The following is a 25,514-nucleotide window of genomic DNA, read 5'->3' as shown; positions in this document are numbered from 1 at the left end:
CGCCCTCATGCGAACCAGGGTTGAGAGGTCAGGTCTTCCAACCCAGGCAGGATCATATTGGCCCGTTCTTCGGCCGGGAAGCTATTGAATTTGGCGGTATCGGCGAGGCCGGTCAACACACCCACGGCCAGCGCACCTGCGCGGCGGGCCATGATGATTTCCAACTTTGGGTCATCGCCGATGATAACGGTTTCTTCTGCCCGAACGCCTGTCAGGGCCGACACCATGTCCATGCCCACGGTCGAGGGTTTGCCCAGCACGGTCACAGGCACATCGGTGGCATAGGTCACGGCGGCAGACAGCGCACCGGACACGCCCAATATCAGGCCCTTAGAGGACGCCACGCTTGGCGCGTTAGACGCGGTATAGGGTTTCGCCCCCGCCCAGACGGATTTGACCAGTGTTTCCAGATCGACCGCGCCGAAATCGCGGGTGTAGCCGATAAAGATCGCGTCCACGTCGTCGTGCATCTCAGAGCTTGGCAGCACCTCGATCCCGGCGTCCTGCAAAGGCACCCGGGTGCCGTCGCCGCCCAGAACGACGATGCGTTTGTATCCCTGATCGACAAAGTATTTGGCGGCCACGGCGGCGGGGGTGATGATGTGCCCGTCATCGAATTCCAGGCCTGCGTCGGCCAGCAGCGGATAGTAATGCGCGGGCGGAAAGAAGGTGCCGTTGGTATAGGCGACGACCGGGCGGTCCGTGGCGCGGCAGGCGGCCAGCGCGTCGGCGGCTCCCGGCAGCGCTTCGTAGGTGCCGGCGTCCTTGTCCATCATCGCCAGCGTGCCGTCGATGTCGAAACAGGCGGCCAGAATGGGGTGGCTGTGCATCACGCGCCGCCTTTCAGTTCCAGTTTGAAATCGTCTTTCTCAATCTTGACCGAGGTCAGGCCTTTGCGGCCCGTCAATTCGCGGATCAGGTCCATCGTGGGGCGCGTCTTGGGGTCATAGGTGCGGCGTGCGGGGCCTGCGGCCTTCATCGCATCGACCTGTTCGCCGGGCATGGTGGCGCGCAGCAAGAATTCCTCGTCGCTCAGGCCTTTGCCCAGTTTCGCGCGCAACTCATCCAAGGACGCCATGGCAGGTTCGTCCTCCAACTCGCGCGCGCGTTTGCTGTCGCGGATGCGGGCCTCGACCTCTTTGTCCATGGGCATGGCGGGGGTGCCAAAGCGGCCAAGGACAAAGCGCGTGACCTCATCCGGGACCGTCTCATACCTTTCCTTGCCGATGACATTCAGCATGGCCTGCGTGCCCACGACCTGCGAAAACGGTGTCACCATGATGGGATAGCCCAGCTCGGCGCGCACACGTTCGACCTCTTCCAGCACTTGCGGCAGCAGGTGTTCGCGCTTGGTCTCGGCCAGTTGGCGTTTCATCGTTCCCATCATGCCGCCCGGCATCTGGTGGCGGAAATAGGCGCGGTCGAACTCTCCGGGCTGGCCTTGGGTCAGGCCCTCGGCCTTGGGCAGAGAGGTGAAGTAGGCGTCCATTTCGGCCACCGCATCATCATCCACATCAACCGTATGGCCAAGGTCGCGCAGGTTCGAGATCGTCATTTTCATGCCCGGCTGACCTGTCCCACCTGCGGCCCATCCGGCGGAGGTGTGCAGGCAGGGACAGCCCTGATCCGCGGCCTCAAGATACGAAAACGGGGCAAGCCCGATGGTGCAATGCGAATGGAATTCCAGCGGCACATTGCCCAGCACTTTGGTCAGTGCGGGGATCAGCGTGCGGGCGCGGTCCGGGGTGACCAGACCGCCGGGATCCTTGAGGTAGAGTTTTTCGAACTTGCCCGACCCGGCCAGCTTGCCCGCCGCGTCTGCGAAATACGCGTCGTCATGCAGGGGCGAGAGGGTAAAGGTCAACGCGGCGACGATCTGTTCCCCGCCCGCCTTACGCGTCAGATCGGCCATGCGCAGCATCGACGGCACATTGTTCATCGGGTCCATCACCGCAAAGCGCCGGATGCCGTTGTTGACCACCAGACGGAAGGCGAATTCCATCAGCTCTTCGCTGGCGACTTCCCAAGAGATAAAGCGCATGCCCGTGGTCAGAAACGACAGCGGCGTGTTGGGCGTGGCCTCACGAAACAGGCGCAGGCGTTCCCATGGGTCTTCTTTCTTGAACCGCACGGCCACGGCCATATGGGTCGAGGTGGTGAAATCGATCGATTCAAACCCCACCCGTTCCATCACCGGGGCGATCTGCAGCATCATCCCGGTGTCCAGACCCGTGGCGCCCCAGTTCGACTGGTTGCCGTCGCGGACTGTGGTGTCGATCAGCGTTACGTTGGTCATGATGCCTCCTGTCGCCGCTTAAGCAGCCCGGGCAGGTAATTCGTATCCACCCCACCCTTCTGGAATTCCGCGTCGCCCATGATCGCGTCGTGAAGCACCGCGTTGGTCGCGATACCCTCTAGTGCGCAGACCTTCAGCGCTGCGCGCATGGTGGCCACCGCGTCGTCGCGGGTATCGCCATAGGCGATCAGCTTGGCGATCATGCTGTCATAGAACGGCGGGATCATCGCACCGGCCTGCATATGCGTATCCACGCGCAGCCCCGGCATTGCGGGGAACCACGCCTGTGTCACGCGGCCCGGGGACGGCATGAAATCGCGGTCTGGGTCTTCGGCGTTCAGGCGGCATTCGATGGCGTGGCCCGTCAGCTTTATGTCGTCTTGGGTCAGCTTCAGCGGACGGCCTTCGGCAATGGCGATCTGGATCGCGACCAGATCAAGGCCGGTGATCGCCTCGGTCACCGGGTGTTCGACCTGAATACGGGCGTTCATTTCAAGGAAATAGAATTCCTCGCGCTCTACATCGACAAGGAATTCGACGGTGCCAAGCGACCGATACCCGATGTGACGCGCAAATTTCACCGCCGCGTCCAGCAGGCCCTGACGCAGCTTGGGTGGCAATTGGGGCGCGGGCGCTTCTTCGACCACCTTTTGATAGCGGCGCTGGACCGAACAATCGCGTTCGCCCGCGTGGATCACGGTCTCCCCGTCGGAAATGATCTGCACCTCAACATGCCGCCCGACGGTGACGAAGCGTTCCAGATAGACGCGCGCGTCCCCAAAGGCGGCCTGCGCCTCGGTCCCGGCCATGTCGATCTGAGCGTCCAAGTCTTCGGCACGGTCGACGCGCTTCATGCCTTTGCCGCCGCCGCCCGATACGGCCTTGATCAGCATGGGAAAGCCCACCTGTTCCGCCAGCTCTGCCGCCTGTTCGGGGCTTTCAATCGTGCCACCGGGGACCAGCGGCACCTTCGCGTCGCCCGCATGGTTGCGCGCGGTCAGCTTGTCGCCCACGGCGGTTAGATTGTCCGGGCTGGGGCCGATAAAAATCAGGTCGTTTTCAGCGCAGGCCGTGGCGAGGTCTTTGTTTTCCGACAAAAACCCATAGCCGGGATGGATGGCGTCGCAGCCCGTGCCCTTTGCGGCCTCAATCACCGTGCCGACCTTCAGATAGCTTTGGTTCGACGGCGCAGGGCCAAGGCAGACCGCGCGGGTGGCCAGTTGGGCGCCAAGGCTGTCGCGGTCGGCCTCGGACACGCCCAGCACGGTTTCGATCCCCAGCTGGCGGCAGGTGCGGATAATGCGCACCGCGATCTCGCCCCTATTGGCGATGAATATGCGTTTGATCGGGGTCATGGCAGATCAGGCAGGTTGGACGCGGATCAGGGCCTGCCCATGTTCGACCAGCTTGCCGTCCTGCGCCACGATATCGGTGACGATCCCGGCCACGCCAGCCGTCACTTGGTTCATCAGTTTCATCACCTCGATGATGCCGATGACCGTGTCTTCGCTGACCATGTCGCCGACCTGAATGAACGGGTCCGCGCCGGGTTTCGACGCGCGGTAGAAGGTGCCCAGCATGGGCGACGGTACCTCGGACCCGCCGCCAGAGGCGACGACCGGCGCGGCCACGTCCTGCGCGGGTTTGGATGCGGGCGCTGCTGCAGGGGCGGCTGCGGGCGCGGGCTGGGGCGTCGCGGGGGCCGAGGCCCCTGCCCCACGGCGGCGCAGTTCCAGTTTCAGATCCCCGGTTTCCAATCGCAGTTCGTCAAAATCCGAACTGTCGATCAGGCGCAGAATATCGTCGATGTCAGATCGCGTCAGGCCGCTCATCGGCTCCTCCCGGTGGTCGCTCCTCTTGACCGGGACGGTAGGCGCTGGCGGGTTAAGGGCCAATTCGGCACCCCGTCAGATTCCACCTGGTGAAACCTCAGCGCCGGGTTAGCTGCTGACTGATCTGGTCCGCCGCCTCTTGCAGCGGCCCGGCAAAGCGCTCGACACCCTGCGCGCGGCTCAGCGCGCGGCGGGCCCATGTGATGTTGATCGCGCCGGGGACATGATCGCCCAGCCGGATCGGCACCCCGATGGATTCCCGTTCGTCATCCACGGCCCGGCGGTCTTCGTCGAAATGGCCGCCGAAATCCGCGTCGCGCAGGGCGTAGCCACGATCCCGCGTCTCGGCGATCAACCGTTCGACATAGTCTGCGTTCTGGGCCAGCCGGTCGCCCTTTTGATCCGATTTGCGCAACCGATCAAGGATCGCGTCGCGCACCGGCACCTCGCAAAAGGCCAGAAACGCCCGCCCCGAGGCCGAGCGGAGCATGGGGATCCGGAACCCCACTGGCCCAAGCGGTATATTGTCGAAATAGCTTTCCCGCTGGTTGGTCTCGATCACCTCCATATGGGTCAGCCGCGGCACCGCAAGAACCGAAGGCCATTTGACCGCATCCGTCAGCTGTCTAAGCACCGGGGATGTCATTTCGACCAGTTCGTTTTCATGGTCGATCCGACTGGCCAGCGCAGCCAGCGCGAAGGACGGAAGGTAGGCGCCGTCCGCCATACGCTGCCAGATCATGCCGCTTTCGCGGAGCGTTTTCAGGATACGCAGCAACGTCGCCTTGGGGATATTGGTCGCCTGATGCAGTTCATGCAGCGTGTGCGGGCCGCGGCCCTGCAGCAATTGCAGAACATCCAACCCCCGCGACAGCGCCGCAATGCTTTTGACCTGAGACGCGTTCATCTGGCGCAGTTCCCTTCATTTGACGCCACTTCGACGCGCCCGCAGGATGTCATGTTCGCGCTATTGTGCAACGACAAGCGCGGTCAGTGTCAGATTTGCTGCGGGACACCTGCGCCAGTCACGCTCGACACGATGTCGCCGCGCAACCGTCCCTTAGATCACGTGCAGCATCAGCGTCTGTCTGGATCGCGCCAGTTCGTCCCGCGCCATGTCGCGACCGGGGGTGGTTTCCAGCTTGTTCCATTCCGTTTCCAGCCGGTCGGCATAGCCGCGGGGCGTGGTGCCGAACCAATCGGCGGCAATCGCGATCCCGGTCACCGAAAAGCGCCACAGCTTATCCGCGTCACGCACGATCCGGTCGTTCAGGTGGCGGGCCGTGTCGCGGGTGTCGTGGCCGTCGATAATTTCGCAGACCTGCGTGATCACCGCCTCGTCCCAGCCGGTCTGTTCCAGAACCTCGCGGCCCATGCGCACGCCCTCGGCCTCGTGCCGGTAGCGGACGTCGGAATGCAGGATATCGTCGGACCGGAAGCCCTGTTCGATAATCTCCTCCATATCAATGGCGTACCAGCCGATATCGTGCAGCAGGATAGCCAGAAGGCAGATGTCGCGGTCGGCCTCCGGAAAGTGGTCCAGCAGCTTCAGCGTCCAGTGGAAACAGACCGGAATATGCACGTCGTTCTTGCGTGCGCGCATGTAAGGTTCGGCCGCGGACCAGACGGGATCGTATCGGGACAGGTGGTGGGTCATCAGATGATTTGTTCCGTATGTTTTGCGGCCCGGCCTTCCATGGCGGGACTGTTAAGATGGTGTCTAGATCGCGCGATTTGGTTTTTCTTTGGCTCGCCCTCAGGCGCTGTTTCTCAGGCACTGGCCATCAAGCGATGATACAGCGCCGACAGCTCGGACGCCTCGTCACTGGCGTCGATCTGGGCAAGGCTGGTCTGGTATTGGCGATACTGCCGCGCCACGGCCTGAGGGCGGCCTTGATCGTGAAAAATTTGCATCATCTGGGCATGCGCGGCCTCGGACAGGGGGTCCATGCTCAGGGCGGTCTGGCAACTGTCCAACGCCTCGCGCAGATGGCCCGTGCGGTGCCGAATGTTCGCCTTGAACAGCTGTACCTTGATCGCCATTTCGCGCAACCAGACCCGGCGCGGCAGCACCCAGTCGTCCACTTCGGTTTCAACGAATTCATCGCCGATATCTTCGAACAAATCCCCTTCGTACAGGCGGTCCGCGGCCTCTAGCAGCGCTATGGCGCGGTCGTCCTGATGGTCATGGGTCATCAGGTGCGCGCGGTTACACAATTGTTCGAAACTGGTGATATCGACCCAAGAGTTCGCGGGCGGGACCAACGCGTAGTAATCGCCCATGCGGCGGATGTGATCCTTGCTGCCAAGGGTGCGGCGCAGCATGGCGATAGCGTGATGCAGGCGCTTGCGTTTGATGTCTTCGTCCGGCTCTTCCGGCCAAAGCAGTTCGGCCAACTGCGTCGCCCGCGCCCCCCGTTCACCCCGCTGCAGCAGGAACGCAAAAAGCGCTTTGGATTTCTTGGGCGCGCCGCCGGGGATGTCCCATCGCAGTTGATCACCGTTCGACATGAACACCCGCAGCCGCCCGAGGCAGCAGATTTTCCACCCATCCGGCCCGGTCAGACGGGGTTGCGCCCATTTCGCGCTGCCCGCCCATTTCGGATCACTGCCCGAGGCCGCATCGCGATCCTGAACCAAGGGCAAGCCGCTGGTTGCATAGTCCGGCACGATCTGACCCAGCAGATGGGTCATCTGTTCTGTCAAGGTCCCCGACTGGCTTAACCGTGGCGGGATCCACAGCGGGTTGGGATAGATGCCCGACGGGGCCAGCAGATGTTCATGCCCCCGCATGGCCGCCAGAAACTGATCCGCGATCAGCAGGTTGGCGTCATAGACCGACAGCACAGTCATATCATCGCTCTTGGTCAGGTCATCGCAGACCCGCGCCCAGCCTTCGGGACTGGCGGCGGAATGAACGCTGGCCAGCCACCACGCCATATCCACGACAACCAGACTGGCACCGCGAACCGTATCACTGATGCGGGCCTGCAGGCGGTCAAAGCGGATGGGGGTTTCATGCGCGCCGACCTCGGCATAGCGCAGCACGCGGGCGGGCGGCAGGTTGGCGATCAGATCATCGTTGTCCGAGATAACGACCGCCGCGCCCTTGGTGCACAATTGGTCGATGGCACCCGACACGAAGGCCTGATCGCGCAGATCGGCAAATAGCGCAAGGTTGCGCCGCGCCGGGGGCTGCGGGTCGGTCAAGGTCGGGGACAACGTCATGCGACTAACGTAGCACGGGCGTGTCGTCGCGGCAGGGGACAATCGGGCGCCGTTTCACTCTGGCGCCCGATCCTAACGTCCGAAGTTACTTCAGACCTTCGGCCTTGGCCCATTCCAGCGTGCGGTCCAGAGCGCGGCGCAGTTTTTCCAGCAGTTCATCCACCTGTTCGGCGGTGATGATCATGGGCGGGCAGATGCCGATGGTTTCATAGATATTGCGGATGATCAGGCCTTCTTCTGCCGCCATCTTGGCGGCGACGGCTGCGATCTTGCCACCGGGTTCAAAGCTTTTCTTGGTGGCCTTGTCCGCCACCAGTTCCACGCCCGCGATCAGGCCGATGCCGCGCACCTCGCCCACCAGCGGGTGGTCCGAGAATTTACGCAGGCCAGATTGCAGACGATCCGCCAGACGGGCCGCGTTGCCCATCAGGTCTTCTTCTTCGATGATCGCAAGGTTTTCCAGACCCACAGCACAGGCCACGGGGTTGCCGCCCGCGGTAAAGCCGTGACCTAGAGTGCCCAGTTCAGCGGTATAGTCAGCGATGACCTGATAAACTTCGTCCGACATAAGGATCGCGGCCAGCGGCATGTAGGACGAGGTCAGCTGTTTCGACACGGTCATGATGTCGGGCTTGAACCCATAAGTCTGGCAGCCAAAGGGATGGCCCGTGCGGCCAAAGCCGTTGATCACCTCGTCCGAGATCATGAGGATGTCGTATTTCCGGCAGATCGCCTCCATCCCCGGCCAGTAGCCTTCGGGCGGGGTCATCACGCCACCGGCGCCCATGACAGGCTCACCAATAAAGGCGGCGATGGTTTCGGGGCCTTCAGCGATGATCGTGTCTTCGGCTTCTTTCAGCAGGCGGGCTGTGAACTCGGCTTCGCTTTCGCCGTCGTGCGCCCACCGGTAATGGTGCGGACAGGTCAGGTGGATGACGGGGATCGCAGGCAGGTCGAACCCTTTCTGGTTGCCCGGCAGCCCGGTCAGCGACCCAGAGGCCACGGTGATCCCGTGATAGCCCTTATTACGCGCAAGGAACTTCTTCTTCTCGGGCCGGCCCAGCATGTTGTTCATGAACCAGACGAATTTGACGACCGTGTCGTTCGCCTCGGACCCGGAGTTGGTGAAGAAACATTTGGTCAGATGCTCTGGCGTCATCTCGACCAGCTTTTCGGCCATCAGGATGCCCGGCGCGTGGGCCTTATGGGCAAAGTTCTGGATGTAGGGCAGTTCGGCCATCTGTTTCGCTGCCGCCTCGACCAGACGGGGCTGAGAGAAACCGACCGCGACCGACCACAGGCCCGCCAGACCTTCGAGGTACTTTTTACCTTCGCTGTCGTAGACATAGCAGCCTTCGCCCTTGGTAATGATCATGGGCCCCTGTTCTTCATGCGCACGGGCATTGGTATAGGGGTGCACCTGATAGGCAATGTCAGTTTCGTGCAGCGAATTGGACCGCGTGTTCATCATGTCTCTCCCATGAGTTCGGGGGCGCGTTGGCGCGATTTCAAATATCGATATCCAGACCGGCGTGACCGGCCATGTATGCCACAAGCGATGTCGTCAGGTCCGGCGACAGATATCCGCCCTCCTGCACCAGAACGGTGGGCAGACCGGCGGCGGCGATCATCTGACCCGCGCGTCGGAAACCGTCGAAGGTGACCTGCAATCCCTTGAGTGGATCATTCTCGTGTGCATCAAGCCCAAGGCTGACCACAAGCGCATCAGGCTTGAAACTTTGCACGCGGTCAAGGGCTGTCGCGATGGCATCGGTCCAGCCGTCGTCGCCGGTGCTTTGGGCCAGCGGAATGTTCAGATTATAACCGTCGCCCGCGCCGCTGCCGGTTTCATGGGCGTGACCTACGAAGAACGGGTAATAGGTTTCGGGCGTAGCGTGGACAGAAGCGAACAGAACATCGTCACGGTCGTAAAAGATATCCTGCGTGCCATTGCCGTGGTGCACGTCGATATCCAGCACGGCGATCCGGTCATGGGTGGGTTTTAGCGTTTCAACCGCGATGGCCGCGCAGTTCATCATGCAATGCCCGGCGATGACATCGGCCGAACTGTGATGCCCGGGCGGGCGGCACAGGGCGTAGGCCACACTGTAACCCTGCGCCACGGCGCGGGCTGCGTCATGCGCGGCACTGGCAGCCCCTAACGTCGCCTGCCACGAATGCTGCGCCAAGGGGGCGGAGGTGTCGCCCATGTGCCAGCCTGCCCGCCCGATGATATGTTTGGGATAGCTGCGCACGCGGTTCAGGGCATGGACGTTGGGCACGACCTCTGGCCCCGCCTCGGGCAGCGCCTGCCACTCTGCCCAGCCGGTCTCAAGAAAGTTCAGCAGCTCTTGGGTATGAACCTTTTCCAGCACCTCGCGCGGCACGGGCTCCGGTTCGGTCGCGTCCCAGCCAAGGCGATCCAACCCGGCCAATAGCAGCCGCGCACGTTCGGCCTGTTCGGCGTTGCGGGCGATCCGTCCCAATGACAGGCGGAATTGCGGATCATGCGCCTCGGTCGATTTGGCGTAGAAACATTTCATGATGGCTCCTCCTGTGGGTGGCGTCGCGTGCCGATCCCACATCAAATGTCGGGGCAAAGGCAATCGCCCGCCGTGCGATCATTGCGCACAAGCGGGGCTGCATTCAATGCATGACCTTTTCGCGGGGTCTGCGTGGGTTTGGGAATGTATCAGCCCCCACATCCCTGCACCGACGAGGCTTAGGTCACGCGATTAGTCTGCTTGTATTCGGGCGTGTCCCACAGACGATTGTCGAGGATATCAGCCAGAATATCGACCGCGCGTCTGACATCGCCTTCGTCCAGATAAAGCGGCGTAAACCCGAACCGCATAATATTGGGCGCGCGGAAATCGCCGATCACGTCACGGGCGATCAGGGCCTGCATCGCGGCGTAGCCATTCTCGAAAGCAAAGGACACCTGACTGCCGCGCTGGTTGCCGTCGCGCGGGCTGGCCAATGTCAGGTCGGGGCAGCGGGCCTCGACCTCTTCGATGAATACTTCGGACAAGTGCAGGCTGGCGGCGCGCAGCTCTGCCATCTCGACCCCGTTCCACGCGTCCAGCGCGCATTCCAAAGCCGTCAGGGCGATGACCGGCGGCGTGCCGACGAGCATCCGTTCGATGCCCGGCGCGGGGCGGTAGGATTGTTCGAAGGCGAAAGGCGCGTCATGGCCCAGCCAGCCGCTAAGCGCGGGCTGGGTGTCGCCGATCAGGTCGGGACGGACATAAATGAACGCGGGCGCGCCCGGCCCGCCGTTGAGGTATTTGTAGGTGCAGCCCACGGCGAATTCGCAGCCACAACCGCCAAGGTCCACGGGCACAGCCCCCGCGCTATGCGCTAAGTCCCACAGCATCACCGCGCCTGCCGCATGGGCGGCCTTGGTGATCCCGGCCATGTCGTGCATCCGGCCCGTGCGGTAATCGACCTGCGTGATCATGGCGACGGCGACGTCGTCGGTCATCGCGGCCTCGACCTCCTCCGGGGCGACGATGCGCAACTGGTAGGTGCCGCCCAGCAGCTTGATCAACCCTTCGGCCATGTAAAGATCGGACGGAAAGTTGCCGCTGTCGCTTAGGATCACGCGACGGTCGGGGCGCATTTCCAACCCGGCGGCCAGCGCCTGATAGACCTTGATCGACAGGGTGTCGCCCATGGTGATCGTTTCATCCGCCGCGCCCATCATGGCGGCCAGACGGTTGCCGATCCGCAGCGGCATCGCCATCCAGTCGTCGACATTCCAGCCCTTGATCAGATGCGCGCCCCACTGGTCGGTGATCATCTTGGACACCGCGGCCTCCACCCCTTTAGGCAGCGGCCCGAGAGAGTTACCATCCAGATAGATCATCCCTTCGGGCAGGTGAAACCGGTCCTTCACGGGCAGGGTCATAGGGCACCTCGTAGCGTCCAGAGTTCGGGGAAAAGCTCGACCTCGAGCATGCGTCGCAGGTATTGCACGCCCGACGTGCCGCCGGTGCCGCGTTTGAAGCCGATGATGCGTTCGACGGTGGTGACGTGGTTGAACCGCCAGCGTCGGAAGTAATCCTCAAGATCGACCAGCTTTTCGGCCAGTTCATAAAGCGTCCAATACTCGTCCGGCGATTGGTAGACCTTGATCCACGCGTCGGTCACCGCCTCACTGGTCTTGTGCGGCTCATCCATGCGGTAGATGTCGGGGTCGAAGGTAACGCCCAACTCCGCCTCTAGCGCGTGTAGCGCCGCATGGTACAGCGACGGGGTACGCAGCTCCTGCTCCAGCATCTGGTACAGTTCGGGCCGGTGTTCGTGCACCTTCATCATCGACCTGTTGCGGTTGCCAAGGATATATTCGATCAGCCGGTACTGGTGCGACTGAAACCCCGAGGACGCGCCAAGTTCGGTCCGGAACTTGGTGTATTCGCTTGGGGTCATGGTGCGCAGCACGTCCCACGCGCCGTTCAACTGATCAAAGATGCGCGCCACGCGGGTCAGCATCTTGAATGCCTGCCGAAATTCTCCGCCCGTCAGGGCCGTGCGGGCCGACGACAACTCGTGCAAAGCCAGACGCATCCACAGCTCGGACGTCTGGTGCTGAATGATGAACAGCATCTCATCATGGGCGTCCGACCGGGGCGACTGGGCCCCGAGAATGGGGTCGAGGCCCAGATAGTCGATATAGCTCATGTCCTGCGCGAACGACATTTTCGCGCCGTCCTGACCCGGATCGTAGCTGCTCATGCCACGCCCTCCCCCCAAAATATATTAGCGCGGCAAGGCCGCCGGATTACGACACCCGGCGCGCCACCGTGACGCGTGAAAAGCCCGCCATGTTGGCATAGCCGCCGACGATCGCCCGGCGGTCTTCGTACGACAGAACATCGTCCACCGTGTTGAACCCGGCGGGGGCAAGCTTTTCGACCTCGTCGATCACCCGCTCTGGCCCGCCGCGGCGATTGGTGTGCACCACCTCTGCCGTCTTGGGCAGACGCTCTTTCTCATAAGCGTAGAGCGCGGCGCGCGGATGTTCGGCCTTGTGCAGATTGTCCGCCAGACAGCGCGCATCAAGTATCGCCTGAGACGCGCCGTTCGATCCCACGGGATACATCGGGTGCGCCGCATCGCCCAGCAGCGTCACGCGGCCAAAGGTCCAGCGCGGCAGCGGATCGCGGTCGGCCATCGGGTATTCAAAGATCTCGGGGGTCTTTTTGACCAGCTTGCCGATATCCATGTCCGGGACGTGGAACCGCAACGCATGGGGCAGAACCTGCGCCAGCGATGCGCGACGCGACCAGTTGTCGGGCGGCGGCGGCGACACCAGCGGATCCTTGATCCGCACGTTCACCACCCAGTTCATCAGCTGCTTGCCCTTCTTGGCGGGCGCGATGGGGTAGAGCACGAATTTACCGCCCAGACCGCCACCGATGGCCATGCTTTCCCCGTCTTCCCACACCGGGAATTCGGTCGCACCGCGCCACATGACGACGCCCTGCCACGACGGCGATTGCTCTCCGGGGTAGAACACCTTGCGACCGGCGGAATGGATGCCATCGGCGCAGATCAGCACGTCGCCACGAACCGTCTTGCCACCGTCGCCCTTCAGCGCGTCGGTGAAATGCGCGGTCACGCCTGCTTCGTCCTGAACAAAGCCTGCAAGGCGGCGGCCCGTCTTGATGGCCTTCTTGCCCAGCCGTTCAATCACGGCGTCATAGATGACCTTTTGCAACCGACCCCGGTGGATCGAGAACTGGGGCACATCGTGGCCTGCGTACATGCCACGCAGTTCCGACCAAACCTCTTGGCCCTGACGGGTCAGGTAGGTGAGCTTGCGGGTGCGCACGCCGACCTCGTCCAGATCAGGCAGCAGGCCCAGTTGTTCAAGTTCACGAATGGCGTGGGGCAGAACGTTGATGCCGACGCCGACCTCGCGCACTTCGCGGGCCGCTTCGTACAGTTTCACGTCGATGCCACGGGCGTGCAGCATCAGGGCTGTTGTCAGCCCACCGATGCCCGCCCCTGCGATAATGACCTTCATGGATCAATCCTCCTCGGGCGGGAGGAAGTCGACCTCGTGCTGGGCCGAGACCGCCACCACATCCGCCGGGTTGGCGTCGGGGCCAAGGTTATGCAGCGCCCAGAACAGATCGAACAGCCGCCGGGTCGGAGACACCCAGAACAGGCATTTGATGGTCTGATCGGTCTTGTTGTAGATGCCGTGCGGGATGTTCATCGGCAGCCGGATCAGGTCACCCGGTTCAGCGTAAGTTTCGACACCGTTCAGGATCACGTCGAAACGGCCATCCAGCACATAGATGAATTCGTCCTGCGTCGGATGGATGTGCGGCGGCACGAAGGTGCCCTTGGGCAGGGTCGCGTGCCACGCCATCGAGTTCTTGGATTTCTGTTTCGGCACATAAGTCTGGCCGAGGATATTCCAACTGATATCTTCGATGCCGGAATTGGAACGGGTAACGCCAGGTTTCATCTAAAGGGCTCCTTTTATTCAGACGTGCAAAAAGCGGTCTTTGACCTCGGGTGTCGCGAGAATCTTGGCCGTGGTCCCCTCCCAAACGACACGGCCTTTCTCGATCACCACATGCCGATCTGCGAATTTGGTTAATGCATCGACATTTTTGTCAATGACTAGAATGGCCTCGCCTTCGTCCTTCAAGCGCTGAAGGCAGGCCCAGATGTCGGCGCGGATCAGGGGCGCTAGGCCCTCTGTAGCCTCGTCCAGAACGACCAGATGGGGGTTGGTCATCAGGGCACGACCGATGGCCAACATTTGTTGTTCACCGCCTGATAATTGGTTGCCCATGTTCCGGCGTCGTTCACGAAGTCGGGGAAATAGCTCGTAAATCCCTTGGATTGTCCACTTTCCCGGACGGGCGGTGGCGCGCAGATTCTCTTCGACCGACAGCGTCGGAAAGATTTGGCGACCTTCGGGCACATATCCAAGCCCGGCCAGCGCGATGCGGTGCGGGTCTGCCCCGGTTAGGTTCTTACCACCCACCTTGATCGATCCGGCACGCGGTTTGACCAGCCCAAAGATCGACTTGATCGTCGTGGTCTTGCCCATCCCGTTGCGGCCCAGAAGGGTGACGACCTCGCCCTTGCCGACGTGCAGGTCGATCCCAAAGAGGATCTGGCTGTCGCCATAGCCCGCTTCCAGCCCGTTGACGTCCAGCATCAGGCGGCCTCCCCTTCTTCTTCGCCCAGATAGGCGGCGCGCACCTGCGGGTCATTGCGGATCGCGTCAGGGGCGCCGGTGGCGATGATGCGGCCGTAGACCAGCACCGAAACCCGGTCGGCCAAGGCAAAGACCGCGTCCATGTCGTGTTCGATCAGAACCATGGTAAAGCGGCCTTTCATCTTTTGCAGGTTCTCGACAAAGGTATCGGCATCCTCACCACCCACGCCTGCCAGAGGTTCGTCCAGCAGCAGTACCTTGGGGTTGGTGGCCAAGGCGATCGCCAGCTCCAAACGGCGGTGTTCCCCATGGCTAAGCGATTTGGCCAGCACATGCGCCCGGTCGTCCAGCCCCGCCTCGCGCAGGGACAAGAGCGCCGCTTCGTTCAACGCCTCTTCGCCCGCCACGTCGCCGAAGAACCGAAAGGACGACCCTTCGCGCGCCTGCACGGCCAAAGCCACGTTTTCCAGCGCGGTAAACCCGGGCAGAACAGATGTGATCTGAAAAGACCGTGCCAGACCCAGCCTGACCCGATCGGGCATGGACAGCCGCGTGATGTCGGTATCGCCAATGGCAACCGTGCCGGTGTCGCTGTTCAACTGGCCCGACAACTGAGAAATCAGCGTCGTCTTGCCCGCGCCGTTCGGCCCGATAATGGCGTGGATTTCCCCCGGCTCGACGGACAGGGACACATCGTCCGTGACCTTCAGCGCGCCGAAGCTTTTGTTCAGATTGGTGACGGTCAGCGATGTCATTCCTGCCCCCTCACGATACCCATTTTCTTAAGAACGCCGGTGATGCCATGCGGTGAGAACAGCACCATCAACACAAGAAAGATCCCGAAATACAGCCGCCAGTTGTCCGAGAAGTGGCCCAGCCATTCCTCTAGCAACAGCGCGGCGACCGCGCCCGCGATGGGGCCTGCCAGCGTGCCTACGCCGCCCAGCACCACCATCACGATCAGTTCGCCCGACTTGTGCCAGGACATGAAGGCGGGCGACACGAACTGTGCCTGATTGGCCAGCACGACCCCCGCGATGGCCGTGATGCAGGCCGAGATGACGAAGGCCGTCAGTTGATAGCGGAAGGGCGAAAAGCCGATGGCTTCGATCCGAGTCGGGTTTTCGCGGATGCCCGTCAGCACACGGCCAAAGCGCGACCCGACGATGCGGTGGCAGACAAAGAACAGCGCGATCAGCATGACGAGCGTCACGTAGTAGAGGCCGAAATCCGTCCCCAGAAGGTCCATCCCCAGCACCGTCGACCGTTCGGCCAGCGCCACGCCATCGTCACCGCCATAGGCCGACAGCGAGATGAAGAAGAAGAACGCCATCTGGCAGAAGGCCAGCGTGATCATGATGAAATAGACGCCCTTGGTGCGCAGGGAAATCGCGCCCGTGATCAGGGCAAAGACACTGGACATGCCGATGGCGAACAGGATCTGGACGATCAGATCGTTGACGCCCCATCTTTGCATGATGGCCACGGCATAGGCCCCGAACCCCAGATAGGCGGCGTGCCCAAAGCTGACCATCGCGCCGTAGCCAAGGATCAGGTCCAGTGCCATGGCGGCGATGGCATAGGCCAGAATACGGGTGCCGATCAGGATGTAGAAAGGATCGTCTAGGGCCGAGGCCAGCGGCGGCATCAGCGCGAACAGAACGAAAAGGATCAGGGCTGCCTTGACCCGACCCGTGAGGGCCGGACGCCGTGTGGCGGGGGCAGAGCTTGCAGTCAGGTCGGTCATGCGCGTCTCCCGAACAGGCCGGCGGGTTTGGCGAACAGGATCACCGCCATCAGGATGTAGACCAGCATCGGTGCTAGAACGCGGCCCACCTGCCCCGCCACCGACGGATCAAAGAAGCTGCGCAGCCAGATCGGCCCGAAGACACCGCCGACGGTATCCACCACGGCCACCAGAAGCGCGCCAAGGAAGGCCCCTTTGATCGACCCGATGCCGCCGATCACCACGACCACGAAGGTCAGGATCAGCACGCTTTCCCCCATGCCGGTATCAACCGACAGGATCGGCGCGACCAAGGCCCCCGACAGGCAGGCCAGCACAGCACCAAGGGTAAAGACGATGGCGAACAGGCGATTGATGTCGACGCCAAGGGCGGACACGGTATCGCGGTTGGTGGCCCCTGCCCGCAGCAACATGCCGACGCGGGTGTAGTTGACCATGATGAACAGCCCCGCGGCCACGGCCAGACCGGACGCGATGATGGCGATCCGATAGACGGGGTATTTCAGCGGCCCCATCAGCGGGACAGAGCCGGAAAAGATCTCGGGCATGGGCACGGACAGGGGCGATGTTCCCCAGACCATCTTGACCGCTTCGTTCGCGATCATCACCAACCCGAAGGTCGCCAGCACCTGATCAAGGTGAGAGCGTGCATATAATCGTCGCATCACGACGAATTCGACCACCAGCCCGACCAGAACCGCGGCCGGCAGCATCAGCAGGAGACCCCACCAAAAACTGCCGGTCGCTGCCGCGAACGTGGCGATCAGGTAGGCGCCCACCATGTAGAGGACACCATGCGCCAGGTTGATCACGTCCATGATCCCGAACACCAGCGTCAGCCCCGCCGCAATGAGGAACAGCAGGACACCCAGCTGGACCCCATTGAGAAGTTGCAGAACAAACAGGTTCATCATGGTCGCGATCTCCCGGCTTTATTGTTTTTATTGGATTTTAAGTCAGATCACATTTCGCACTGTGCAGCGTAGTTATCGACGTAATCGTCAAAGATCTTCTCTTTGATCGACGTGCCGTACATGCCGTCTTCGCGCTTCACCGCCTCGACCAGGTAGAAGTCCTGGATGGGGAAGTTGTTGGACCCGAAGGAGAAATCGCCGCGCGGGCTGTCAAAGTCAGCTTCGTGGATCGCCGCGCGCAGGGCGTCACGGTCGGTCAGGTCTCCGCCAAGTTTCTTGACGGCGCTGTCGATCAACTGGGCCGCGTCGTAGGCCTGCATCGCGTAGGTGCCGGGAACGGCGTTGTATTTCGCGATATAGGCGTCAACGAATTCCTTGTTGGCTTCGTTGTCCAAATCGGGTGCCCAGTTCGCGCCGCCCAGCATACCAACAGCCGCATCCTGCGTCGCGGGCAGCGTGGTTTCGTCCACGGTGAAGGCCGACAGGAACGGGATCGAGGTCAGACCCGCTTGGCTGTACTGCTTCACAAGGTTCACACCCATCCCGCCGGGCATGAAGGTAAAGACCGCGTCAGGCTGGAACGCTGCGATCTGCGCCAGCTCGGACGAGAAATCCAGCTGCCCCAGTTCGGTGTAGACTTCACCTGCGGTGCCGCCGGTGTAGGAGTTCTTGAACCCCGCCTGGCTGTCCTTGCCCGCCTGATAGTTGGGCGTCATCAGGAACACGTTCTTATAGCCCTGCTGTTCCGCATAGGCGCCCATGACCTCGTGGTTCTGGTCGTTCTGGTAGGACGTGGTGAAGAAGTTCGGGTTGCACGACTCGCCCGCAAGCGTGGAGGTGCCCGCGTTGGTCGAAATCAGGATCGTCCCGGTCGAGGTGACGGGCTGAACCATCGCCATCAGGATGTTGGAGAAGATCGGGCCAACAACGAAATCGACGTTCTCACGCTGCACCAGTTCGCGCGCCTTTTCAGCCGCCAGATCGGGTTTGCCTTCGTCGTCGATGACGATGATTTCGGTTTCCATGCCACCGATTTCACCCAGCTTTTCAGCCGCCAGCATAAAGCCGTCGCGCGCCTGTTCGCCAAGGGCGGCGGGCGGGCCGGACAGAGTGTAGACGAGGCCGATTTTCAGCACGTCGTCATTGGCAGATGCGGGGACATCCTGCGCGAAAGCCGGGGTGGTCATCCCCATGGCCAGCAGGGTGGAAGCAAGCAGTTTGGATTTATGGTTCATCATGAACTCCCTGGTTGGTTTGGTGCGGCTTTTGCCGTCTGTTTGGGCGCTTGGCCTATGCGGTCAGCGCGACACCCGTCATTCAGCGGCGTATCGCCCTGCACATGCAAGTTATTTTCTGATCACCTTCTCTTCGGCCGCGCCCAGTACGGTGCGCAGCATTGGCCCGTCCGGATCGGCAAGGGCGTCGATGACGTTAAAGTGGTGGCGGTCCGGGGCGACGACATTCTGCGTCAGGCATCCCAGCCCATGCCAGATGTTCGACAGCAGCGCCGATTGGCGCAGGAATTCCTCACGCTCTCCGCCGCCGACCCATGTGGTCAGCTGCACACCGTCCAGCGGCAGCTTCAGCACCGGGCTTTGTGCTGTGGCCGTGTCCATATCCAGTTGCAGCGCCTCTTTGCGCCACATCTGGGTCATGGGCCGCAGATCGTGCACGCCCGAGATCGACAGGACATGATCCAGACGGCTCCGCATCGTATCGGACAGTGGGCTGTCATGGCACATCATAGCCGTAACCAGATGGCCGCCCGCGGAATGGCCGCTTAGAACGATGGGGCCTGCGATATCTTGGGCTGCATGCGTGATGGCCGCCCCCACCTGCGCAGTGATCTCGGCGATCGTCACGTCGGGGCACAGATCATAGGACGGCATCATCACAGCCCAGCCGCGTGCGATGGGTCCGGCGGCCAGATGGGACCAGTAAGATTTGTCCAACGCCATCCAGTATCCGCCATGCACGAAGACGAACAAACCAATCGGCTCACCCTCGGGCAGGAACAGATCATAGCGGTGCCGATCGCCCTGTCCGTAGGCGACATCCAGACGGCCATTCGCAGCGGCGCGAAAAGAGGCAGAAGGCTCTTCCCAAGCCGTCGGATAATTCGAACCGCCGGGGATATTCTTGCCATTTTCGTAGGCATCGTCCCAGTCTGTCACGGCGAAGGCAACCATCGCATACTTCCCTATTCGACCTTGTTTTATGGGTCACTCCCGCCAATCATGCGGCTGAAAACGCCCTTCGTTAAGCTGATCGTTACGCGGCTCGAAATATATTTCAAGCTAAAACCTTTTTTGCTTGAAATATTTTTTGACGCTGCCTAGCCTTTTGACATTGACCCCGAAATGCATGGCGGAACGACAGGTGCCTGAACATCATATCACGACGACTGACGGCGGCCCTATGGGGACCGAAACGGCCCCTGACACGGCGACCGGGACAGCTTCGAAAGAACGGCTGCGCATGTGGCTGCGGATGCTGAAGACCACTCGCAACGTCGAAGCGCAGCTACGTGAACGTCTGCGGACCGAGTTCAGCTCTACCCTGCCCCGGTTCGACGTCATGGCGGCGCTGGCCCGCTACAAGGACGGCCTGAAGATGAGCGCGCTGAGCGGCGTGCTGCGCGTGTCCAACGGCAATGTCACCGGCATCGTGGATCGTCTGGCCGAAGAAGGTCTTGTCGTCCGCGTACAGGTCCCCGGCGACCGCCGCGCATCGCTCGTCCGGCTGACGAATAAGGGGCAAGAGGTTTTCGCCAATCAGGCCGCCGCGCATGAGGCGTGGATCAATGAACTGCTCGCTGGTTTCACACCAGAGGAGGCGCGCATGTTCTCGGACCATTTCGACGGCATCAGCCGTCACGACGACGATGAGGAGGATGCCCAATGAGGGCCGATACGAAACACTTTCTGTGCAGCATCGAGGACGGGATCGCCACGATCCGGCTGGACCGCCCCGACCGCAAGAACCCCCTGACCTTCGACAGCTATGCTGAGCTGCGCGACTGGTTCCGCGACCTGCATTATGATGATGAGGTCAAAGCGGTGGTCTTTGCCTCCAACGGTGGCAACTTTTCGTCGGGTGGCGATGTGCACGACATCATCGGCCCGCTGACCAAGATGTCGATGAAGGAACTGCTGCAGTTCACCCGGATGACGGGCGATCTGGTGAAATCCATGATCAACTGCGGCAAGCCGATCATCACCGCCGCCGATGGCGTCTGTGTCGGCGCCGGCGCGATCATCGCCATGGCGTCGGACCTGCGGATGGCCACGCCCGAGGCGAAATGCGCGTTCCTCTTCACCCGCGTTGGCCTTGCTGGCTGTGACATGGGCGCCTGCGCCATGCTGCCCCGCATCATCGGTCAAGGCCGTGCGAACGAACTGCTCTATACCGGCCGCGCCATGAACGCGGACGAAGGCGAACGGTGGGGGTTCTGGAACCGCCTTGTCTCCGCTGACGATCTGGAATCCGAGGCCGTCGCATGGGCCAAGAAGATCGCCGAAGGCCCGAATTTTGGGCACATGATGACCAAGACCATGCTGCAGCAGGAATGGAACATGAGCCTTGATCAGGCGATCGAGGCCGAAGCGCAGGCTCAGGCGATCTGCATGCAGACCGAAGACTTCACGCGCGCCTTCAACGCCTTCGTCGCGAAGGAAAAACCCGTGTTCGAGGGCAACTGATGGCCGATCAGACCTACCTCGACTGGCCGTTCCTGACGCCCGCGCACAAAGACCACGCCCTTGGGCTGGATAAATGGTGCGCCGGGCTGGGAGAGATCGACCACCATGACACCGACAACGCCTGCCGCGATCTGGTGGCGAAACTGGGCGCGGATGGCTGGCTCGAACCTTCGGCGGTTGATCCCGCCAATCCACAGCCCTTGGACGTGCGCACCCTGTGTCTGACCCGCGAAACGCTGGCGCGGCACGACGGGCTGGCCGATTTTGCCTTTGCGATGCAGGGACTTGGGACCGGGGCGATTTCGCTTTTCGGCTCTCAGGCGCAGCAGGACGAATGGCTGCCACTCACCCGCTCTGGCAAGGCGATTTCAGCTTTTGCGCTGACGGAACCGCAGTCTGGGTCCGACGTGGCGAATTCGACTATGACCGCGCGGGACGATGGGGACGCTTGGGTTCTGGACGGCGAAAAGACGTGGATTTCGAATGGTGGGATCGCGGACGTCTACACGCTTTTCGCCCGCACTGGCGAAGGTCCGGGGGCCAAGGGGCTGTCGGCCTTCATCGTGCCCGCCGATACGCCGGGGTTCGAGATTGCCGAACGGCTGGACACCATTGCGCCGCACCCGCTGGCCACGCTGCGCTTTACCGGCGCGCGACTGCCGAAATCGGCGCTGATCGGTCAACCGGGCCAAGGCTTCAAGATCGCCATGTCGGTGCTGGACGTCTTCCGCACCACCGTTGCCGCCGCCGCCCTAGGGTTTGCCCGTCGCGCGCTGGATGAAGCCACGTCCCGCGTCATGGCGCGTCAGGTTCAGGGCAAACCGCTGGCCGATCTGCAGATGGTGCAGGCGCACATCGCCGAAATGGCGCTGCGGGTCGATGCCTCTGCCCTGCTGATCTACCGCGCCGCATGGACCAAGGACAGCGGCGCCCCCCGCGTCAGCCGCGAAGCCGCCATGGCCAAGCTTTTCTCCACCGACGAGGCGCAGAAGGTCATCGACGCAGCCGTGCAGCTGCACGGAGGGGACGGCGTACGGTCCGGTAACACAGTCGAAAGACTTTACCGCGAAATTCGGGCGCTTCGCATCTACGAGGGCGCGTCCGACGTCCAGAAAGTCATCATCGCCCGCCAGACGCTCGACGCGGCCTTGGCGGGATAGTGCAACCTTAGAAAACGACCGGCCAAAAGAACAAAAGACATGGGCCGGCAACCGGGAGATCGAAAACCATGAGTGCAGCACAGACCCTCAACCTCGGCCCCTCGGCCCATGTCGACACATACACGCGGGATAATCTGCCCCCTGCGGATCAATGGCCGGACCTGCTGCTGGATGGCTTCGACTATCCCGATTACCTGAACGTCGGCGTCGAACTGACTGATGCGATGGTGGAAAAAGGCTTTGGCGATCACACCGCGCTGATCGGCAATGGCCGTCGCCGGACGTATAAAGAACTGGCCGATTGGACCAACCGTCTGGCCCACGCGATGGTCGAAGACTTGGGCGTTCAGCCCGGCAACCGCGTGCTGATCCGATCCGCCAACAACCCCGCGATGGTCGCCGTCTGGCTGGCCGCGACCAAGGCGGGCGCGGTGGTGGTGAACACCATGCCCCTGCTCCGCGCCGGAGAGCTGACGGCCATCGTCGACAAGGCGCATATCCAGTTCGCATTTTGCGACACGCGTTTGATGGACGAAATGGCGACCTGCGCGAAGACCTCGGAATATCTTGAAAAGGTTGTGGGGTTTGACGGCACGTCGAACCATGATGCGGAACTGGATCGGCTGGCGCTGGAAAAATCGGTGATGTTCGATGCGGTGAAAACAGGCCGGGACGACGTGGCGCTTTTGGGTTTTACCTCCGGCACGACCGGATCGCCCAAAGCGACGATGCATTTCCACCGCGACATCCTGATCATCGCGGACGGCTACGCTAAGGAAGTTCTGGGTGTCACGCCCGAGGATGTCTTTGTCGGCTCTCCCCCACTGGCCTTTACCTTTGGGCTTGGCGGTCTGGCCGTCTTCCCCCTGCGCTTTGGCGCGGCGGCGACCCTGTTGGAGAACGCCAGCCCGCCCAACATGATTGAAATCATTCAGAAATACAAAGCAACGGTCAGCTTCACCGCCCCCACCGCTTATCGCGCCATGCTGCGCGCGATGGATGAAGGCGCGGATCTGTCCACCCTGCGCGCTGCGGTGTCTGCCGGGGAAACCCTGCCCGCCCCGGTCTATGAGGAATGGATCGAGAAGACCGGCAAACCGATGCTGGACGGGATCGGCGCGACCGAGATGCTACACATCTTCATCACCAACCGTTTCGACGACCACAAACCCGCCTGCACCGGCAAACCCGTCAACGGGTACGAGGCCAAGGTGATCGACGACGACGGCGTCGAGGTGCCGCGCGGCACCGTGGGCCGTCTGGCCGTGCGCGGGCCGATTGGCTGCCGCTACATGGCGGACGATCGGCAAAAGAAATACGTGCTGGACGGCTGGAACATCACTGGCGACGCGTTCTTCATGGACGAAGACGGCTACCTGCATTTTGCCGCGCGGAACGACGACATGATCGTGTCGTCGGGCTACAACATCGCGGGCCCCGAGGTCGAAGCGGCCCTGCTGTCGCATCCGGCAGTGGTCGAATGCGCGGTGGTAGGCCAACCGGATGAAGATCGTGGCACGATCGTAGAGGCACATGTCGTCGTCGCCGAGGGTCACGCGCCGGGCGACAAGCTGGTCAAAGCCTTGCAGGAACACGTGAAAGCGACGATTGCGCCGTATAAGTACCCCCGGTCTGTGGTCTTTACGGAGGCGCTGCCGAAGACAGAGTCGGGGAAAATTCAGCGGTTCCGGTTGAAGAAGTAACCATCGGTCTCCCTTCGTTCATTCGATCGGAGGGCTGCGACGGCCCGAGGGGGCGGGTCCCTCTCGGGCGATTGCTATGCAATCCCCTGTCGGGCAACAGGGCGCAGCCCGGCGTGCCGCCGGGCGGGACAGACCTCATAGGTTCATCCCCACGGATTTCAGAATACCGGAACTCTACCCCACGCTCGGGCTGACCCCAAACCGCGCGCGGTAGTCCTGGCTGAACCGCCCAAGGTGCGTGAACCCCACGGAATAGGCGACATCCGTCACGCTTTCGCGGTTCTGGCGGCGCGATAGCCGATACCGTGCCGCATCCAGCCGAACGTCGCGCAGGTAGCGCATCGGGGACAGGCCGAACACCTTCTTGAACCCCAGTTGCAGCGACCGGACATTCAGCCCGGCCTCGCGGGCGATATCTTCGACCCGCAGTGGCTCACTCAGGTTTGCGTGCAGGTAGTCCAACGCCCGCCGCATTTCGCGCGATGTCGGCATGCGGCGGCTGCGCCACAGCATATGGCTGACGTTGCTGGGCTGGTTTTCCAACAAAACGGTCGCGAGTTCGCGTTCCGCCCATGCCTCGTTCAGGCCCGGTCCATCGTGCCACAATTCCCCATCCGTGGCGGCGCGCGCGGCGGCGGTGACGCGTTGGAACAGCCGCTGGCCGCCCTCTGACGTCAGATCAACGCGGGGATCGAACCGCACGGCGCCGGGCAGTTCTGCCCCGATCAAATCTTGGGCGACGCGCTCCAGATGGCCGCGATTAACCTGCAACAGCAGTTTCCGACACCCCTCGCCCCAGGTCATGCGCGTCTCACGATCAGGGTTGAGGATCGTGGCCATCCCTGCCCCCGCATCAATCGTTTCACCGCGATGGCGGATGCGGGCGTGGCCAGCCAAGGGGAACTGTAGCAGGTAGAAATGCTGAAGCTGGCCGGGATCAATCTCGACCTCCGCGCCATAGCCTAAGGCGTTCAACGACACCTCGGCCCCGCTGACGTGGTCATGGCTGACGTTCAGACGCGTGCCATGCCGGATATCCAGCCGGTGATCGCAAAACGCCTGCCCCACGACCGCGCGCGCTTCGGACAGGTCTTGGGTCTGCAGGATCGTAAATCCCGACAGCAGGTCCTGCGAAACATGGGGCGCGGCCTCTTTCATGATCAAAGTCTGGGCGAGTGTCACATTTATTTCAAGCTTGAAGAACCTCTGCGCCAATCGGATTCGCAAAATGGATAATGGGCTGTCTGAAAGTCGTGCAGGCTGAAGGTGACGGGGCCGTACGTGCCCCGCATCAACAGGAGACAAGACAATGGAACCAGGCGTCACCCCAACTGACGGCTCTGTCGACGGCAAGCAATGGAATGTCGTTGGCCACACCTACACCCCCAAGCTTCACAGCGAAAACGCGATGATCTGGCATGCGGTGATCCCCGATGGCACCGGCGTGCCGCCGCATATTCACCCGACGCAGGACGAATGGATCGTCATGCTAACCGGCAACCTAGAGGTCGCGTTCGGCGATAAGGTGGTCAAAGCCGGCCCCGGCGACACGATCAAGATGCCGATGGGCATCGCGCATGGCATCACCAACGCATCAGGGGCCGAGGCGACCTGCGTCTTTGGCGTCGCCCCGTCGCGCAAGATCTTTGATCTGTTCACCAACCTCGACGGCGTCACCGACCCCGAAGAACTGGTGCGTATCTCGGCCGAGCACGAGGTCGATTTCCTGCCTCCGCCGGCGGAATAA

25 protein-coding genes are annotated in these 25,514 nt (G+C 62.1%); 5 read left to right on the top strand and 20 right to left on the bottom strand.

Going from position 1 to position 25,514, the window contains the following annotated elements:
* Window positions 1–5 precede the first annotated feature (5 nt).
* The 19 genes from ACI3GR_RS05400 to ACI3GR_RS05310 all read right to left on the bottom strand — a co-directional run bounded on the left by ACI3GR_RS05400 (window position 6) and on the right by ACI3GR_RS05310 (window position 19,392).
* Window positions 6–830, bottom strand: coding sequence for an HAD-IIA family hydrolase (locus ACI3GR_RS05400; protein ID WP_407493056.1), 825 nt, complete (start codon window positions 828–830; stop codon window positions 6–8).
* Entirely contained in the window at window positions 830–2,296 is a 1,467-nt protein-coding gene (locus tag ACI3GR_RS05395; protein WP_407493055.1) for a hypothetical protein, read from the bottom strand. The genes ACI3GR_RS05400 and ACI3GR_RS05395 overlap by 1 nt, the downstream gene beginning before the upstream one ends.
* Window positions 2,293–3,651, bottom strand: a complete 1,359-nt coding sequence (locus ACI3GR_RS05390; protein WP_407493054.1) for an acetyl-CoA carboxylase biotin carboxylase subunit — start codon at window positions 3,649–3,651, stop codon at window positions 2,293–2,295. The genes ACI3GR_RS05395 and ACI3GR_RS05390 overlap by 4 nt, the downstream gene beginning before the upstream one ends.
* A 6-nt stretch (window positions 3,652–3,657) precedes the next feature.
* A complete protein-coding gene (gene accB, locus ACI3GR_RS05385; RefSeq protein WP_407493053.1) occupies window positions 3,658–4,128 on the bottom strand; it encodes an acetyl-CoA carboxylase biotin carboxyl carrier protein in 471 nt (156 codons plus the stop codon).
* Between the two features lie 97 nt (window positions 4,129–4,225).
* A complete protein-coding gene (locus ACI3GR_RS05380; protein ID WP_407493052.1) occupies window positions 4,226–5,035 on the bottom strand; it encodes a helix-turn-helix domain-containing protein in 810 nt (269 codons plus the stop codon).
* A 153-nt stretch (window positions 5,036–5,188) separates the two neighbouring features.
* The gene (locus ACI3GR_RS05375; protein ID WP_407493051.1) at window positions 5,189–5,785 is read right to left on the bottom strand and encodes an HD domain-containing protein; all 597 of its coding nucleotides are present in this window, start codon (window positions 5,783–5,785) and stop codon (window positions 5,189–5,191) included.
* A gap of 113 nt (window positions 5,786–5,898) precedes the next feature.
* Window positions 5,899–7,356 (bottom strand): AfsR/SARP family transcriptional regulator, encoded by a 1,458-nt coding sequence (locus ACI3GR_RS05370; RefSeq protein ID WP_407493050.1) that lies wholly within the window; start codon window positions 7,354–7,356, stop codon window positions 5,899–5,901.
* Window positions 7,357–7,441: 85 nt separating this feature from the next.
* Window positions 7,442–8,824 carry an aspartate aminotransferase family protein gene (locus ACI3GR_RS05365; protein WP_407493049.1) on the bottom strand — a complete coding sequence of 461 codons (1,383 nt, stop codon included), beginning with the start codon at window positions 8,822–8,824 and terminating at the stop codon, window positions 7,442–7,444.
* A 40-nt stretch (window positions 8,825–8,864) separates the two neighbouring features.
* Entirely contained in the window at window positions 8,865–9,899 is a 1,035-nt protein-coding gene (locus tag ACI3GR_RS05360; protein ID WP_407493048.1) for a histone deacetylase family protein, read from the bottom strand.
* 179 nt (window positions 9,900–10,078) lie between these two features.
* Window positions 10,079–11,266, bottom strand: coding sequence for a kynureninase (gene kynU / locus ACI3GR_RS05355; RefSeq protein WP_407493047.1), 1,188 nt, complete (start codon window positions 11,264–11,266; stop codon window positions 10,079–10,081).
* Window positions 11,263–12,093 carry a tryptophan 2,3-dioxygenase gene (locus ACI3GR_RS05350; RefSeq protein WP_407493046.1) on the bottom strand — a complete coding sequence of 277 codons (831 nt, stop codon included), beginning with the start codon at window positions 12,091–12,093 and terminating at the stop codon, window positions 11,263–11,265. Before ACI3GR_RS05350 ends, kynU begins: the two co-directional genes overlap by 4 nt.
* A gap of 46 nt (window positions 12,094–12,139) precedes the next feature.
* Complete coding sequence (locus ACI3GR_RS05345; RefSeq protein ID WP_407493045.1) at window positions 12,140–13,387, bottom strand: flavin-dependent oxidoreductase; 1,248 nt, start codon at window positions 13,385–13,387, stop codon at window positions 12,140–12,142.
* A 3-nt stretch (window positions 13,388–13,390) separates the two neighbouring features.
* Window positions 13,391–13,837 (bottom strand): cupin domain-containing protein, encoded by a 447-nt coding sequence (locus ACI3GR_RS05340; protein WP_407493044.1) that lies wholly within the window; start codon window positions 13,835–13,837, stop codon window positions 13,391–13,393.
* An 18-nt stretch (window positions 13,838–13,855) separates the two neighbouring features.
* Entirely contained in the window at window positions 13,856–14,542 is a 687-nt protein-coding gene (locus ACI3GR_RS05335; RefSeq protein WP_407493043.1) for an ABC transporter ATP-binding protein, read from the bottom strand.
* Window positions 14,542–15,297, bottom strand: a complete 756-nt coding sequence (locus ACI3GR_RS05330; protein WP_407493042.1) for an ABC transporter ATP-binding protein — start codon at window positions 15,295–15,297, stop codon at window positions 14,542–14,544. The genes ACI3GR_RS05335 and ACI3GR_RS05330 overlap by 1 nt, the downstream gene beginning before the upstream one ends.
* Window positions 15,294–16,289: a branched-chain amino acid ABC transporter permease gene (locus tag ACI3GR_RS05325; RefSeq protein ID WP_407493041.1), complete on the bottom strand. Its 996-nt coding sequence runs from the start codon at window positions 16,287–16,289 to the stop codon at window positions 15,294–15,296. Before ACI3GR_RS05325 ends, ACI3GR_RS05330 begins: the two co-directional genes overlap by 4 nt.
* Window positions 16,286–17,203: a branched-chain amino acid ABC transporter permease gene (locus tag ACI3GR_RS05320; protein ID WP_407493040.1), complete on the bottom strand. Its 918-nt coding sequence runs from the start codon at window positions 17,201–17,203 to the stop codon at window positions 16,286–16,288. The genes ACI3GR_RS05325 and ACI3GR_RS05320 overlap by 4 nt, the downstream gene beginning before the upstream one ends.
* Before the next feature lie 47 nt (window positions 17,204–17,250).
* Entirely contained in the window at window positions 17,251–18,438 is a 1,188-nt protein-coding gene (locus ACI3GR_RS05315; protein ID WP_407493039.1) for an ABC transporter substrate-binding protein, read from the bottom strand.
* A 111-nt stretch (window positions 18,439–18,549) separates the two neighbouring features.
* Window positions 18,550–19,392, bottom strand: coding sequence for a hormone-sensitive lipase (locus tag ACI3GR_RS05310; protein ID WP_407493038.1), 843 nt, complete (start codon window positions 19,390–19,392; stop codon window positions 18,550–18,552).
* Between the two features lie 229 nt (window positions 19,393–19,621).
* Between ACI3GR_RS05310 and ACI3GR_RS05305 the strand changes: the two genes are divergently transcribed.
* The 4 genes from ACI3GR_RS05305 to ACI3GR_RS05290 all read left to right on the top strand — a co-directional run bounded on the left by ACI3GR_RS05305 (window position 19,622) and on the right by ACI3GR_RS05290 (window position 23,767).
* Window positions 19,622–20,107, top strand: a complete 486-nt coding sequence (locus ACI3GR_RS05305) for a MarR family winged helix-turn-helix transcriptional regulator (protein ID WP_407493604.1) — start codon at window positions 19,622–19,624, stop codon at window positions 20,105–20,107.
* Window positions 20,104–20,904 carry an enoyl-CoA hydratase family protein gene (locus ACI3GR_RS05300; RefSeq protein ID WP_407493037.1) on the top strand — a complete coding sequence of 267 codons (801 nt, stop codon included), beginning with the start codon at window positions 20,104–20,106 and terminating at the stop codon, window positions 20,902–20,904. The genes ACI3GR_RS05305 and ACI3GR_RS05300 overlap by 4 nt, the downstream gene beginning before the upstream one ends.
* On the top strand, window positions 20,904–22,064 hold the full coding sequence (locus tag ACI3GR_RS05295) for an acyl-CoA dehydrogenase family protein (RefSeq protein ID WP_407493036.1): 1,161 nt from the start codon (window positions 20,904–20,906) through the stop codon (window positions 22,062–22,064). Before ACI3GR_RS05300 ends, ACI3GR_RS05295 begins: the two co-directional genes overlap by 1 nt.
* Before the next feature lie 68 nt (window positions 22,065–22,132).
* Window positions 22,133–23,767 (top strand): AMP-binding protein, encoded by a 1,635-nt coding sequence (locus tag ACI3GR_RS05290; protein WP_407493035.1) that lies wholly within the window; start codon window positions 22,133–22,135, stop codon window positions 23,765–23,767.
* A gap of 174 nt (window positions 23,768–23,941) precedes the next feature.
* On the opposite strand, the gene ACI3GR_RS05285 is transcribed toward ACI3GR_RS05290, so the two are convergent.
* A complete protein-coding gene (locus tag ACI3GR_RS05285; RefSeq protein WP_407493034.1) occupies window positions 23,942–24,949 on the bottom strand; it encodes an AraC family transcriptional regulator in 1,008 nt (335 codons plus the stop codon).
* Between the two features lie 127 nt (window positions 24,950–25,076).
* On the opposite strand from ACI3GR_RS05285, the gene ACI3GR_RS05280 reads away from it, so the two are divergent.
* On the top strand, window positions 25,077–25,514 hold the full coding sequence (locus ACI3GR_RS05280) for a cupin domain-containing protein (protein ID WP_407493033.1): 438 nt from the start codon (window positions 25,077–25,079) through the stop codon (window positions 25,512–25,514).

It is taken from the genome of Pseudooceanicola aestuariicola, from assembly GCF_045763785.1.
Taxonomy (GTDB): Bacteria; Pseudomonadota; Alphaproteobacteria; order Rhodobacterales; family Rhodobacteraceae; genus Pseudooceanicola.
Note: the sequence above shows the minus strand (reverse complement) of the source record. Positions and strands in the feature narration are given on the sequence as shown.

Bases quoted from the DNA above. Each gene is read 5' to 3' on its own strand.
- ACI3GR_RS05400 (WP_407493056.1), bottom strand. From the start codon at position 830: ATGCACAGCCACCCCATTCTGGCCGCCTGTTTCGACATCGACGGCACG.
- ACI3GR_RS05395 (WP_407493055.1), bottom strand. From the start codon at position 2,296: ATGACCAACGTAACGCTGATCGACACCACAGTCCGCGACGGCAACCAG.
- ACI3GR_RS05390 (WP_407493054.1), bottom strand. From the start codon at position 3,651: ATGACCCCGATCAAACGCATATTCATCGCCAATAGGGGCGAGATCGCG.
- accB (WP_407493053.1), bottom strand. From the start codon at position 4,128: ATGAGCGGCCTGACGCGATCTGACATCGACGATATTCTGCGCCTGATC.
- ACI3GR_RS05380 (WP_407493052.1), bottom strand. From the start codon at position 5,035: ATGAACGCGTCTCAGGTCAAAAGCATTGCGGCGCTGTCGCGGGGGTTG.
- ACI3GR_RS05375 (WP_407493051.1), bottom strand. From the start codon at position 5,785: ATGACCCACCACCTGTCCCGATACGATCCCGTCTGGTCCGCGGCCGAA.
- ACI3GR_RS05370 (WP_407493050.1), bottom strand. From the start codon at position 7,356: ATGACGTTGTCCCCGACCTTGACCGACCCGCAGCCCCCGGCGCGGCGC.
- ACI3GR_RS05365 (WP_407493049.1), bottom strand. From the start codon at position 8,824: ATGAACACGCGGTCCAATTCGCTGCACGAAACTGACATTGCCTATCAG.
- ACI3GR_RS05360 (WP_407493048.1), bottom strand. From the start codon at position 9,899: ATGAAATGTTTCTACGCCAAATCGACCGAGGCGCATGATCCGCAATTC.
- kynU (WP_407493047.1), bottom strand. From the start codon at position 11,266: ATGACCCTGCCCGTGAAGGACCGGTTTCACCTGCCCGAAGGGATGATC.
- ACI3GR_RS05350 (WP_407493046.1), bottom strand. From the start codon at position 12,093: ATGAGCAGCTACGATCCGGGTCAGGACGGCGCGAAAATGTCGTTCGCG.
- ACI3GR_RS05345 (WP_407493045.1), bottom strand. From the start codon at position 13,387: ATGAAGGTCATTATCGCAGGGGCGGGCATCGGTGGGCTGACAACAGCC.
- ACI3GR_RS05340 (WP_407493044.1), bottom strand. From the start codon at position 13,837: ATGAAACCTGGCGTTACCCGTTCCAATTCCGGCATCGAAGATATCAGT.
- ACI3GR_RS05335 (WP_407493043.1), bottom strand. From the start codon at position 14,542: ATGCTGGACGTCAACGGGCTGGAAGCGGGCTATGGCGACAGCCAGATC.
- ACI3GR_RS05330 (WP_407493042.1), bottom strand. From the start codon at position 15,297: ATGACATCGCTGACCGTCACCAATCTGAACAAAAGCTTCGGCGCGCTG.
- ACI3GR_RS05325 (WP_407493041.1), bottom strand. From the start codon at position 16,289: ATGACCGACCTGACTGCAAGCTCTGCCCCCGCCACACGGCGTCCGGCC.
- ACI3GR_RS05320 (WP_407493040.1), bottom strand. From the start codon at position 17,203: ATGATGAACCTGTTTGTTCTGCAACTTCTCAATGGGGTCCAGCTGGGT.
- ACI3GR_RS05315 (WP_407493039.1), bottom strand. From the start codon at position 18,438: ATGAACCATAAATCCAAACTGCTTGCTTCCACCCTGCTGGCCATGGGG.
- ACI3GR_RS05310 (WP_407493038.1), bottom strand. From the start codon at position 19,392: ATGGTTGCCTTCGCCGTGACAGACTGGGACGATGCCTACGAAAATGGC.
- ACI3GR_RS05305 (WP_407493604.1), top strand. From the start codon at position 19,622: ATGGGGACCGAAACGGCCCCTGACACGGCGACCGGGACAGCTTCGAAA.
- ACI3GR_RS05300 (WP_407493037.1), top strand. From the start codon at position 20,104: ATGAGGGCCGATACGAAACACTTTCTGTGCAGCATCGAGGACGGGATC.
- ACI3GR_RS05295 (WP_407493036.1), top strand. From the start codon at position 20,904: ATGGCCGATCAGACCTACCTCGACTGGCCGTTCCTGACGCCCGCGCAC.
- ACI3GR_RS05290 (WP_407493035.1), top strand. From the start codon at position 22,133: ATGAGTGCAGCACAGACCCTCAACCTCGGCCCCTCGGCCCATGTCGAC.
- ACI3GR_RS05280 (WP_407493033.1), top strand. From the start codon at position 25,077: ATGGAACCAGGCGTCACCCCAACTGACGGCTCTGTCGACGGCAAGCAA.